Source organism: Kitasatospora sp. NPDC002543 (assembly GCF_053594915.1).
In genome coordinates this window covers 1-12,352 of sequence record NZ_JBSFWR010000159.1, presented here as the reverse complement: position 1 = coordinate 12,352, position 12,352 = coordinate 1, and the positions used below count along the sequence as shown (strand labels likewise).

Genomic DNA, 12,352 nt, shown 5'->3' with positions numbered 1-12,352 from the left:
CGTGGAGGAGCGCGCCAGGGTGTAGCGGGCGGCGTCGACGCCGATCCACTCGACCACGTCGTCGATCGTGATGATGTTGCCGGCCCGCTTGGACAGACCGGCCTTGACGGAGCAGATCGGCCAGGCGCCCGGGCCCTGGGCCGCCAGGACCTTCTCGCCGATGGCGATCTGCTGGTCCTTGGTGGCCTGGTGGGCCTGCGGGGCGTAGGAGGTGCCACCGAAGGCCGCCCAGGTGCTCTGGGTGAACTGCAGGCCGCCGTAGAAGCCGTTGCCGGAGTTGATGGCCCAGTTGCCGGTCGCCTCGCAGGCGGCGACCTTGTCCCAGACCGAAGCCGGCGCGGCGGAGGCGCTGGTGGCCGTGACGAGGCCGGCCACCGGGAGGGCGGTGAGCGCCCCGGCCATCAGAGCCATCCGGACGCGGTTGCGGCGCTTCGGGGTGGCAGTGGTGGTGGCAGCGGCGGTCTCGTTACGGAAGGTCATGGAGTTCCTTTCGGAGGGGTCTGCGAGCGCGCGGAACCAGGCCCTCGGAAGGCCGTCGGTTTCGGGGACACGTCACTCGCGTGGTCCTGCACCGTTCTGCTCGGGGGCGGTGGGCCGCCCGGCCGGAGCCGATCGCTCGGTGCAACGAGTTCGAAGTTACGGGGGTGGTCGTGGCGGTTTCAAGGATTCGAAGGTTTAGCCATGTCAGAGGGCTGTTACCGGGGGTAAAGATCAAGGAATTATGGCGATTTCAACCGATTTGCCCCCATTTCCAAGATCGAATCAGCCCCGGAAGTGGCCCGCGCCACTCCGAACCGGCCCCCGAACCGCTGTGAGGCCGCCCACACGGTCGACAGCGCGTGACGACCGCCCAGCCGCCGGTGCCGATTCCGCCGCCTCGGCCGACCCTCCGGGTGGCCCGCGCCACAGGCCTCACCCGGAGTACCCCCTGCCGTCACTCCCGGTGTCGGACGGGCATAGCCTCACCCCCATGAGCAACGAGAGCGATGCAGCGGACACGGCGGATCCGGGAGAGGTGGACGCCGGTACGGGAGGGGCGGCCGCGGCCGGTGTGCCGATCGGCGCCCCGGGTCACGAGGCCGCGACCGCGCCCGCGGGCTTCGAGCTGGGCACCGACGGCCCCGGCGTGATCCTGGCCGGCCTGGACGGCTCCGACTCCTCCTGGCGCGCCACCGCCTACGCCGCCGGACTGGCCCGACGGCAGGGCGCCGTCCTCGCCGTGGCCTACATCCAGCCGATCCTCGGCGCCGCGACCGCCCTCGCCGGGGCCGCGGTCGAGGAGACCACCCAGGAGATCGCCGAGGAACTGCTGGCCGCGCTGCGCGAGGCCGAGCACCGGGTGCGCGAGGTGTGGAAGGTGGAGTGGCGGTTCCTGACCATGCGCGGCGACCCGTACACCGGCCTGGCCAAGCTCGCGGACGAGCTGCGCGCCGACGCCGTCGTGGTCGGCGTCTCCGAGCAGGCCGGGCACAAGGTGATCGGCTCGGTGGCGGTCCGGCTGGTCAAGGCGGGCCGCTGGCCGGTCACCGTCGTGCCGTAGGGAACGGTCGCGGTGCCGCCGGAGGGGGGCCGGGCGGGCGCCCGCGAAGTGCCGGGCCGGCGGCCGGTAGGGTGCGTGACCATGACGGACACGCGGGGCACGCACCCCTCCGAGCCCGCCCACCCGACCGGTAACGACCTGTACCTGGACCTCCCCGTCACCGGAGGCAGGCGCGCCGCACTGATGGCGGCCCTGCGCGAGGCGATCCGCAGCGGCAGACTCGCCCCCGGCACCCGGCTGCCGCCCTACCGCGCCCTCGCCGCCGACCTCGGCCTGGCCCGCAACACCGCCGCCGAGGCCTACGCCGAACTCGTCGCCGAGGGCTGGCTCACCGCCCGCCAGGGCTCCGGCACCGCCGTCGCCGAACGCGCCGAACCCGCCCCCCGCGCCCGGGCCCGCAGGCCCTCCCGCCGCCCCGGCCCCACCCACGACCTGCGCCAGGGCCGGCCCGACGCCTCCTCCTTCCCCCGTACCGCCTGGCTCGCCGCCGCCCGCAGGGCCCTCACCGCCGCCCCCAACGAGGCCTTCGGGCCCGGCGACCCCCAGGGGCGCCCCGAACTGCGCACCGTCCTCGCCGACTACCTCGCCCGCGTCCGGGGCGTGCGCACCGACCCCGACCGGATCGTGGTCTGCTCCGGCTTCGCCCACGCGCTGCGGCTGCTCTTCGACGGCGCCGCGCCCGTCCTGCCGCCCGCCGAGTACGGCCCGCTGGCCGTCGAGGCGTACGGGCTGGGCTTCCATCGCGGACTGCTGGCCGCCTCGGGCGTCCCCGTCGTGCCGCTGCCGATCGACGAACAGGGCGCCCGGACCAGCGAGTTGGCTCGGCACCCGGACATCCGGACGGCCCTGCTCACGCCCGCCCACCAGTTCCCCACCGGCGGTCCGCTGCACCCCGGCCGTCGCGCCGCCGTCGTCGACTGGGCGCGCGGGCGCGGCGGGCTGGTCCTGGAGGACGACTACGACGGGGAGTTCCGCTACGACCGCCAGCCGGTCGGCGCCCTCCAGGGGCTCGACCCCGAGCGGGTGGTCTACCTCGGCAGCGCCAGCAAGAGCCTGACCCCCGCGCTGCGGCTCGGCTGGATGGTGCTGCCCGACCACCTCGTGGACCGGGCGCTCGCCGCCAAGGGCGAACGCGAGGGCTGGGCCAGCGCCCTCGACCAGCTGACCCTCGCCGAGTTCATCGACTCCGGCGGCTACGACCGGCACGTGCGCCGGATGCGCCGACGCTACCGGGACCGCCGCGACCAGCTGGTCGACGCCCTCGCGGCCCGCGCCCCGCACGTCGAGGTGTCCGGCATCGCGGCCGGCCTGCACGCGGTGCTGCGCCTGGAGCCGGGCACCGAGCGCTCGGTGCTCAAGGCCGCCGCCTACCGGGGCCTGGCCGTCGAGGGGCTCGCCGACTACCGGCACCCGGCGATCGGCGAGGAGGCGATGCCCGCCGTCGACGGCCTGGTGGTCGGCTACGCCACGCCGCCGGACCACGCCTACCCGGCGGCGCTCGGCGCGCTCTGCGACATCCTGCCGCCGTGCGGCTGAGGCGGCCGGGGTGCGGCGGCCGGGGGAGAGCGGTGGCGAAGCATAGGCCCCCGGACGCGCCCGCGGGGGCGGAACGCGAGCGGCGGGTGCGCGCCGTCCGCTCGCCGCTCCTGCGTCGGTACGGATCGGGGCAGAGGAGCGCAACCCCGGCGGAACCGGCGCCTACGCTCCTTGGTCATGCGCAGAACACACCTGAGTCGCGCCGCGCTGGCCGCATGCCCAGCCCTTGTCCTCGGCCTGCTCCTCTCCGCGGCCCCCGCCGCCAGGGCCGACAGCCAACTGCCGCTCACGGTCGCCTCCGACAAGCAGACGACCGTCCGGGGTGGTGAGTTCACGCTCACCCTGACGCTCACCAACCCGTACGACACCCCGATCCAGTTCGTCTACCAGAGCGTCCAGGAGACCTACGCCACCAGCCTGGTGCCCGGGCTCAAGTTCACCGCGACCGCCTGCGGCACCCAGACCAACGGGTGCAGTGACAACGTCCACGGCGGCATCGCCCGCTACAACGTGCCGCTCGCCCCCGGCGCCAGCAGCGCCTTCACGGTGACGTACACCGTCGCCCCGGACTCGGCCTGCGGCCCCGACACCCGGATCGACTTCTACTCCTACCTGTACTACGAGTACAAGGCCGGTGAGGCCAACAACTCGGGCATCGTCGGCATACCCGGCACCCAGGTCGCCTGCGCCTGACCGGCCGACACCGCCGCCGCGATCGGCGGACCGCGCGGACGCGCGAACCTCCCCGGTGCGGAACCCCCACCGCGCACCCCCGTTCACCCGTCGGGCGCCGGCTTCCCCCGTGCCGGCGCCCGACGGGCCGTTCGCGTTTCGCGTTGACCTTCGCCTTCGCGTTGGCCTTCGCCTTCGCCGTGGGCCGTGGACAAGGGCCCGCGCGGCGGCGCGCCGTGCAGGCGATCGGAGTGCCGGAACGGTGCGCCGGGTTGACGCCGGTCGGTGGTCCCCGGGCCGTCCGACAGCACCCCGGGCGGGGAGGGGTGGCCTTTGGGGGCACGGGGACCGCAGGGGCGAACGGATGTTCCCGGAGTTCGTGGGGCCATGGGGGCGGACTGGGCGAGATTCACCCTATCGGGGGGTAGAAGGGCTCTGTGCGAGCTCCGTCGGGCCCTGGTGATCTAGGGTTCCGGGTGGGCCGCCGGGAGACGGTGGCCGCACTTCGCGTTAATCGCCAACGCCCCCACCAGCACACGGATCTGATGATCCGTCGTGGCATGCGCCAGGGCGGGCCGGTGTGCCCCTGGACGTGTGCCCGATCACAGGAAACGGAGAGCCCTGCCGATGACCGTGGACACGAGCCCGGAGGCAGTGCAGGCCAAGCAGCAGAGCCTTGCGACGGCCGCTGCCCGAAACCTTGCCACCACGACCAAGTCCGCACCGCAGATGCAGGAGATCACCTCCCGCTGGCTGCTCAAGGTGCTCCCCTGGGTGCAGGCGGCCGGTGGCGCCTACCGGGTCAACCGTCGGCTCACCTACGCCGTCGGCAACGGCGTGGTCGAGTTCATCAAGACGGGCTCCCAGGTCCGGGTGATCCCGGCGGAGCTGGGCGAGCTGGCCCTGCTGCGCGGCTACGAGGACGAGGACGTCCTCGCCGCGCTGGCCGACCGCTGCCAGCAGCGGGACTTCGGCCCCGGCGAGGTGCTCACCACCCAGGGCGAGGCCGCCGACAAGATCTTCCTGATCGCCCACGGAAAGATCAACCAGATCGGCACCGGCAAGTACGGCGACGACACCGTGGTCGGCGTGGCCGGCGACGGCGACCGCTTCGGCGACGACGCGCTGCTGAACCCCGACGCCGTCTGGGAGTTCACCGCCAAGACGGCCACCGCCGGTGTCGCCCTGACGCTGACCCGGGCGGACTTCGCCGCCATCCGGGACAACGCGCCCAGCCTCCAGGAGCACCTCCAGGCCTTCCTGGCCCTGCCGCTCCAGGCGCAGAACGAGCGCGGCGAGGCCGAGATCGCCATGTCGGCCGGCCACCACGGCGAGTACGAACTGCCCGGCGCCTTCGTGGACTACGAGCTCAAGCCCCGCGAGTACGAGCTCAGCGTCGCGCAGACCGTCCTCAAGGTGCACACCCGCGTCGCGGACCTGTACAACCAGCCGATGAACCAGACCGAGCACCAGCTGCGGCTGACGATCGAGGCCCTGCGCGAGCGCCAGGAGCACGAGATCGTCAACAACCCGGAGTTCGGCCTGCTCAACAACGCCGACTTCGACCAGCGGATCCAGACCCACTCCGGCCCGCCCACCCCGGACGACCTGGACGAGCTGCTCAACCGCCGCCGTGACCCCGACTACCTGCTCGCCCACCCGCGGACCATCGCCGCGATCGGCCGGGAGTTCAACGCCCGCGGGTTGTACCCCACCCACGTCGACCTCGGCGGGCAGCAGGTGCCGGCCTGGCGCGGGGTGCCGATCCTGCCGTGCAACAAGATCCCGATCACCAAGGAGAACACGAGCTCGATCCTCGTGATCCGTACCGGTGAGGACAACCAGGGCGTCATCGGCCTGCACCAGACCGGCATCCCGGACGAGTACCAGCCCTCGCTCTCGGTCCGCTTCATGGGCATCGACGAGAAGGCGATCATCTCGTACCTGGTCAGCGCCTACTACTCGGCCGCCATCCTGGTGCCGGACGCGGTCGGTGTGCTGGAGAACGTGGAGATCGCGCACCGCCGCAGCTGAGCGCGCGGAACCCGCGAGCACGGGCCGTAACCGCTCGGCTCGAAGATCGTTTGACCTGATGACGGACGGCCCGCCCCGGCAGGCGGGCCGTCCGCCTGACTGTGTCTGATCACTTCTGGTCGTGCCCGATGGATTTCCTGTCGGGATTGCGACCGTATTCGATCTTTCTCACTCGTTCTGCCCAATCCGTCGCGGCCGGTCGGCCCGAGCCCGTTCCGTCCTCCCCGGACGACCCGAGAGGTGAGTGGAGCCATGCCCCAGCGTCGGCAGATCCGCCGGATACCGCGCGGCGGCGGTGGGGGCACGCCCCCCGGGCGGCGGGTGCGGCTGATCGGCGCGACGGCCGGTGTGGTCGCGATCTGCGCGCTGGTCGGCGGTGCGACCGCCTCCGGTGCCGGGAACTCCGGCGGGTACCCGCACGGCCCGGTGGTGGATACCTGCGTGTGCGAGGAGACCGACGTCTCGATATCGGTACGGCCGGGCGGGCAGGTGACCGTCGGCGTGGACGTGGACGTCCAGGTCGGGGTCAGCGTCGCTCCGGGCTCCGGCCCCGGGCACCACGAACCGAAGCCCCCGCACGGGCACCGCCCCTGCCACACGCACAAGCCGGGCCCGAAGCCCACCGTCTCGCACTTACCGTCGCCGTCCCACCCCTCGCCCCACTTCCCCTCGCCGCCCTTCACCTTGCCCTCGCGGCCGGCGGGGCTGCGGAGCGAGAGCGGGCGGCCGGTCGAGGGGCACGGTGGTTCCGGGCAGGCCGGGCCGGGCCATGACGGCAGCGACCAGGACGACGAGTACGGCGACGGCGAGTACGGGGATGAGGAGTACAGAGGCCACGGCTGGCACCACCATCACCATCACCACCCGTGCCCGAGCCCGACACCCACCCCGAGCCCCACGCCCACGCCGTCGGCCACGCGGACTCCGACTCCGACGCCCACCCCGACGCCCACTCCTACACCGTCGCCCACCCCCACCGCGTCGCCGAGTCCGAGTCCGAGTCCGAGCCCCACCTCGTCACCGACCACGCCGACCCCGAGCGCGACGCCGGCCCCCAGCCCCTCGCCCGCGCCCCCGGCGCCCCCGGCCTCCCCGGCGCCGCCCGCGTCCGCGCCACCGCCGGCACCTGCCCCGGCGGCCCCGGCCCCGGCCCCGCCCCCCGCGCCGGCGGCCCCGAGCCCCGCCGCTTCGCCGAGCCCGACGCGTCCGAGCCCGCTGTGGCCGACCCCGTCGGCACGGCCCGCGTTCCACCCCCGGGGGGCGAAGTCCGCGCTCTCCCCGCCGTCCCACCAGGGCACCCCGACGACCACCACGCTGCTGGTGATCATGGTCCCCGGTGTGGTCGCCGCGGTGGCCCTGCGCCCCGGTCGGGGGCGAGGCGGCGGCAGGTCGGGCCGCTCCTGACGCGTTCGCCGACCGGGATCCGAGGGTGGATCCCCAGCTGTTCGTTCCGTCACATGCCATGTCAGAGAAGGGAGTTCCCATGTCCGAATGGATGGCGTTGACCATCGCCATGGCGGCGGCCGTCGCCGTGGTCGTGGTGGTGCTGCTGCTGAGGCGCCGTCAAGCGGGCTTCGAGGAGAGCACCGACGAGACCCCGGACGTCATCGAGTACATCACCATGATGATCGGGGTGGTCTACGCGATCGTCCTCGGTCTCGCCATCGCGGGGGTCTGGGAGGCGCGCGGCGCCGCCCAGGACGACCTGTTCCGCGAGGCGCAGTCGCTGCGCCAGGTGAGCGACCGCGCGGTGATCTACCCGGCGGAGTTCCGGGACCAGGTCCGGGCCGACGTGGACGCCTACGTCTCGTACGTGGTGAACACCGAGTGGAGCTACATGCAGAAGAACGGCGGGATCACCGACAAGGGCGATCAGCTGCTGCAGAAGCTCCAGACCGACGTCGGCACCCGCTCGCCCGCCTCCGACCTGGAGTCGGGGGCCTACCAGTCGATGACGGACCTGATCGGGCAGGCGTCCGACGCCCGGAACTCGCGCGGGCAGAACGCCGGTCCGACGATGCCGGGCGTGGTCTGGCTCGGCCTGATCGGCGGGGCGGTGGTGACCGTCGGCATGCTGTTCGCGCTCCAGATCCGGAACACGCCGAGGGAGCTGATCCTGGCGCTCTGCTTCAGCGTGCTGATCGCCTTCGCGCTGTTCATGATCTGGGACTTCGACAATCCGTTCGCGCGGAGCGTCTCGGTGACCACCCAGCCGTTCGAGGACCTCTTCCCCTCGCTCTTCAGCTGACCGCCCCGGCGGTCGGGAGTGGTCGGGGGTTGGGCCGATCCGGGCAGGTGATCTTCGGATAATCTTGCCCGGATCGTCGGGGGTCGGCCCCCGGCGGAGCGAACGAGGGGACCGCCCGCAGTGTCCGACCCGACGCCGGATCCCGGCCCCCACGTCCCGTCGGCCCGCCCGGAGCGCGCCTGGTGGTGGCTGCCCGCCTCGGAGCGGCTCCGGCGGCGGAAGCAGCGCCGGGTCCGGGAGGACCACCGCAGGAGCTACCGCAAGGAGGAGCATGCCAAGGCCGAGCGGCGCAAGCGGCTCCGGCGCGAGGGCACGGACTGCTGCCTCGACGGCTGCTGCGAGTTCGCCGATCCCTGCCTGATCGCCCTGATCCCCGTGATGATGGCCTCCGGCGTCCGCTTCGCCCTCGCCGGAGTGCGCGGGCACCGGACGGCCGACCCGTCCGCACCGGCCCCGCGCGGGTTCGCGGCCGGTGCGCTGTACGGCGCGGTGCGCTACTACCGCACCGAGGTCAGCCCCCGTCGACCGGCCTGCTGCCCGTACACGCCGTCCTGCTCGACCTACGCGGTGCAGGCGCTGCACCGGCACGGCGCGCTGCGCGGGGCCCGGCTGACGGCCGGGCGGCTGCTGCGCTGCCGCCCGGGCGCGGGCGGGGCGGACCCGGTTCCGCCGCGCTGAACCGCGGACGGCCCGCGCGGGGTTCCGCGCGGGCCGTCGCTCGTCAGGCCTCGCATGACGGACCGTCAGCGCAGGCTGCTGTCCATCGCGTTGAGCATCGTGCCGGAGGCGTCGTCGTTCTCCAGGGAGAAGGCGAACAGCCCGCCCAGGCCCTTGCTCTTGGCGTAGGCCCCGCGCGCCTGGACGGCCTGCGGGTTGTCGCCGGTCCAGAAGTTGGTGCCGTCGTAGACCCAGGCGCTCTCGGTGACCGGGTCCCAGTGGGTCTGCGCCGCGGTCGGGTTGAGCTCCTTCCAGGCGGCCAGGCCGGCCTCCTGGCTCAGCGGCTTCTTCGCCGTCGGGCCGGTCGCGCTCTGGTACAGGCCGTAGTTGGAGCCGGCCGGGACGCCGGTCCAGCCGCGCCAGTAGAACGGGATGCCCAGCACGATCTTGTTCGCCGGGAAGCCGCCGGGGATGCCGTACTCGGGCAGGCCGGTGGTGTACGCGGCGAGCGTGGTGTCCACGTTGTACTTGCGGGTGCCCGGGGTGATCGGCGTGGTCGGGTCGGCCGGGCTGTCGTGCAGCGGGTCCTGGTGGTTGGTCGGGCCGGTGGCGTCCCACGCGCCGTGCATGTCGTAGGACATCACGTCGGCGTAGTCCAGGTAGGCGCCGATCTTGTCGGTCTCCAGCTGGGCGACCTTGTCCTGGCCGCTGGGCAGCGCGGCGCTCAGGATGTAGCGCTTGCCCTGGGCGGCGCCGAGGGCGTCCAGCTGGGTGCGGAACTCCTTGAGCAGCAGGGTGTAGTTCTGCTTGTCGGCCGCGGAGTAGTGGTTGCCGGTGTGGCCGCCGGCCGAGCCCGGGTACTCCCAGTCGATGTCGATGCCGTCGAAGAGGCCCGCCGCCGAGGCCTGGCCGCCGGAGGCGTCACCGGCGACCCCGGTCGGCAGGTTCCCCTTGAGGAACATGTCGACGCAGGAGGAGACGAAGGTCTTCCGGGAGGCGTCGGTGGCCGCCGCGTCGGAGAAGTACTTGGAGTACGTCCAGCCGCCGATCGAGATGGTGAAGCGCAGGTTCGGGTACTTGGCCTTCAGCTGGCGCAGCTGGTTGAAGTTGCCCTTGAGCGGCTGCTCCCAGGTGTCGGCGCTGCCGTCCACGCTGGTGCCGGAGCCGTAGTCGGCCTGGTAGTCGGCGTAGGCGTCGCCCGCGCCGTCACCGGCGTTCGGGTTGGACTCGTTGGCCGAGTCGGAGGCCTTCACCGCCTGGAAGCAGGTGAACTTGGTGGGATCGATGTTGGCGAACGCGTAGTGGATGACGTCCAGCTTGGACGCGGCGCCGCTGGTGTCGACGTTCTTGGCGTTGTACGCGTTCTCGTAGACGCCCCACTGATCGAAGTAGGCCGAGCGGACCGGCTGTTGGGCGGGGGCCGCCGCGGTCGTGGTGGACACCGGCGCCGACTGGGCGGAGGCGTGGCTGCCGGAGTAGCCCTGGACGCTGAAGGTGTAGCTCCGGCCCGGCAGCAGCGAGCTGACCGTGACGGACGTGCCCATCGAGGTGGCGACGAGCTGGCCGTTGGACCACACCTTGTAGGCGACCGCGCCGTCACCGCTGGTCAGCGTGGACGGCTGCCAGGTGAGCACCACCGCGTTGGACGTGGTCCTGGTGACCGCGAAGCCGGTCGGGGTGGTGACCTTGCCGTCCCCGGCCGGGCCGGTCGCGGTGCCCGTCGGGGCCGGGGTGGTGCTGGTGGGGGTGCCGGTCGGGGTGCCGGTCGCCGTCGGGCTCCCGGTGGCGGTGGGGCTCGCGGTGGCCGTCGGGCCGGCCGTGGGACTGGCCGTCGGGCTCGCGGTGGCGGTCGGGCTCGCGGAGGTGGTGGGGCCGGCCGGGCCGGTCAGGGTGAGGTCGTCCGCGTAGTACGTGCCGGTGCCGTACCAGCCGTGGGTGAAGACCGAGACGGAGGTCGTGGTGGCACCGGTGGTGAAGGTGGTGCTCAGCTGGTTCCAGCCGGTCCCGCCGGGCGTCCAGACCGAGGAGTTGACGCCGGTGCCGGTGGCGCCCAGGTAGACGTAGCTGCCCTGGACCCAGCCGGCCAGGGTGTACGTGGTGTTCGGCTGGACGGCCACGGTCTGCTGGCACTGCGCGGTGTCGGCGGCCGAGGCGGCGCCGCTGAGCGCGCGGCTCCCGCCGTGCACCGGGGTGGTGACGACCGAACCGTTGGAGCAGGTCCAGCCGGCCAGGGTGCCGGTCTCGAAGTCGCCGTTGGCCAGCAGGTTGACCGGGGCGGCGGAGGCGGAGCCGAAGGTCAGGGCGATGGCGGCGCCGCTGGTGGTCAGGGTGGCGGCGAGGGCCAGCGCGGTGGCCCTTCTGCGCCGGGCGGCCCGGCGGCCGGCGCCCTCCCCGGCGGGGTGGGCGGGCTGTGCGGGCAGGACACGGTCGTGCATGCGGTGGGTCCTCCGGATGTGTGGGGGTTCCGGCGGTGCGTTGGCCCGGGACGGGCCGAGGGGAGCCGGCCCGCGCGCGGTGGGGGCGCGCGGGCTGGTGACACGTGCTGACGAACGGTGCGCGGACACGACGGGCGGCCGACCCGTGCACGTCACGACTGAACAGATTGGACTGGACCAATAATCGCCGTCAAGGGTGTCCGCCCGCTGGACCGTTCCGGGCCGGGCCGGCGGCGGCCCGGTAGGTTGGCCGGTACGAGCAGGCCCGTCGAACGGAGGAGGCGCGATGGACAGCCGGGACTGGGACGACCGCGACGCCGCGAGCGAGCTGGTGTGGGGTGCCGCGCCCAACCAGTGGGTGGTCCGCGAACTGGCCGGCCGCACCCCCGGTCACGCGCTGGACCTGGCCGCCGGAGAGGGCCGCAACGCCATCTGGCTGGCCGCCCAGGGCTGGGAGGTCACCGGCGTGGACTTCTCCGCCGTCGCCCTGGAACGCGCCGAGCGGCTCACCGCCGACCTGCCCGACGAGGTCGCCGACCGGCTCACCTGGCGCCACGGCGACGCCCGCTCCTTCGAGGCCCCCGCCGCCGGCTACGACCTCGTCCTGATCGCCTACCTGCAGATCCCCGCCGCGGACCGCCGGGCGGCGCTGCGCCGCGCCGCCGGGGCGCTCGCCCCCGGCGGCACCCTGCTGGTCGTCGGACACGACCTGAGCAACCTCACCGAGGGCGTCGGCGGCCCGCAGGACCCGGCCGTGCTCTTCACCCCGGAGGACGTCCTCGCCGACCTCGCCGATCGCGGGCTGCGCACCGTCCGCGCCGAGCGGGTGCACCGTACGGTCGGCGGTGAGCCCGGCCATCGGAGCGGGGAAGCGGGCCGGGGTGAGGGCGGGGCCGAGGGCGGCGGACGGGTCGCGGTGGACGCCCTGGTGCGGCTGGAGCGCGGCGCCGGCTGACGCCCCCGGCCGGCCGGCGGGGCCCGGTCGACCCGCCGGCGTACGAGAACTGAGGTCGCGTCAACTAGCCTGTGGGACATGAGGATTCGCGCGTTGACGGCAGTCGCGGCGGCCACCGTTCTGCTGCTGGCCGGATGCAGTGGCTCGGGCTCCGGATCGGGCTCAGGAGTCGAGGAGGGGCGGACACCCGGGCCCACCGGCGCGCCCTCGGGCGGTGCGCCGCCCACCGACGAGCCGCCGGCCGGCGGCTCGTCGGCCGGGGCCGAGCGCCGTGC

At 73.6% G+C, this 12,352-nt stretch carries 10 protein-coding genes and 1 pseudogene; 8 read left to right on the top strand and 3 right to left on the bottom strand.

What is annotated here, in order from left to right; translation table 11 throughout:
• On the bottom strand, positions 1 to 480 hold a 480-nt coding region (locus ACWD4P_RS36295; protein WP_449782562.1), incomplete at its 3' end, for a transglycosylase family protein.
• A 490-nt stretch (positions 481 to 970) separates the two neighbouring features.
• Here ACWD4P_RS36295 and ACWD4P_RS36290 point away from each other — a divergent pair.
• From ACWD4P_RS36290 to ACWD4P_RS36275, 4 genes are all read left to right on the top strand, one after another.
• Positions 971 to 1,540, top strand: coding sequence for a universal stress protein (locus ACWD4P_RS36290; RefSeq protein ID WP_359818317.1), 570 nt, complete (start codon positions 971 to 973; stop codon positions 1,538 to 1,540).
• Positions 1,541 to 1,621: 81 nt separating this feature from the next.
• Entirely contained in the window at positions 1,622 to 3,076 is a 1,455-nt protein-coding gene (gene pdxR / locus ACWD4P_RS36285; RefSeq protein ID WP_449782561.1) for a MocR-like pyridoxine biosynthesis transcription factor PdxR, read from the top strand.
• 177 nt (positions 3,077 to 3,253) lie between these two features.
• Positions 3,254 to 3,769 (top strand): hypothetical protein, encoded by a 516-nt coding sequence (locus ACWD4P_RS36280; RefSeq protein WP_359818321.1) that lies wholly within the window; start codon positions 3,254 to 3,256, stop codon positions 3,767 to 3,769.
• A 606-nt stretch (positions 3,770 to 4,375) separates the two neighbouring features.
• The gene (locus tag ACWD4P_RS36275) at positions 4,376 to 5,782 is read left to right on the top strand and encodes a family 2B encapsulin nanocompartment shell protein (protein ID WP_359831635.1); all 1,407 of its coding nucleotides are present in this window, start codon (positions 4,376 to 4,378) and stop codon (positions 5,780 to 5,782) included.
• Between the two features lie 857 nt (positions 5,783 to 6,639).
• On the opposite strand, the gene ACWD4P_RS36270 is transcribed toward ACWD4P_RS36275, so the two are convergent.
• Positions 6,640 to 7,110 carry a hypothetical protein gene (locus tag ACWD4P_RS36270; protein WP_449782560.1) on the bottom strand — a complete coding sequence of 157 codons (471 nt, stop codon included), beginning with the start codon at positions 7,108 to 7,110 and terminating at the stop codon, positions 6,640 to 6,642.
• 155 nt (positions 7,111 to 7,265) lie between these two features.
• Here ACWD4P_RS36270 and ACWD4P_RS36265 point away from each other — a divergent pair, with 155 nt between their 5' ends.
• Together ACWD4P_RS36265 and yidD are read left to right on the top strand one after the other, a co-directional pair.
• On the top strand, positions 7,266 to 8,030 hold the full coding sequence (locus ACWD4P_RS36265) for a bestrophin-like domain (protein WP_359831852.1): 765 nt from the start codon (positions 7,266 to 7,268) through the stop codon (positions 8,028 to 8,030).
• A gap of 120 nt (positions 8,031 to 8,150) precedes the next feature.
• Positions 8,151 to 8,708: a membrane protein insertion efficiency factor YidD gene (gene yidD / locus ACWD4P_RS36260; RefSeq protein WP_449782559.1), complete on the top strand. Its 558-nt coding sequence runs from the start codon at positions 8,151 to 8,153 to the stop codon at positions 8,706 to 8,708.
• A 65-nt stretch (positions 8,709 to 8,773) separates the two neighbouring features.
• Here yidD and ACWD4P_RS36255 read toward each other — a convergent pair whose 3' ends face one another.
• Positions 8,774 to 11,122, bottom strand: coding sequence for a glycosyl hydrolase family 18 protein (locus ACWD4P_RS36255; RefSeq protein ID WP_449782558.1), 2,349 nt, complete (start codon positions 11,120 to 11,122; stop codon positions 8,774 to 8,776).
• 286 nt (positions 11,123 to 11,408) lie between these two features.
• On the opposite strand from ACWD4P_RS36255, the gene ACWD4P_RS36250 reads away from it, so the two are divergent.
• Positions 11,409 to 12,077, top strand: a complete 669-nt coding sequence (locus ACWD4P_RS36250; RefSeq protein ID WP_449782557.1) for a class I SAM-dependent methyltransferase — start codon at positions 11,409 to 11,411, stop codon at positions 12,075 to 12,077.
• 78 nt (positions 12,078 to 12,155) lie between these two features.
• Positions 12,156 to 12,352: pseudogene (locus ACWD4P_RS36245) on the top strand (L,D-transpeptidase family protein); the annotation flags it as partial.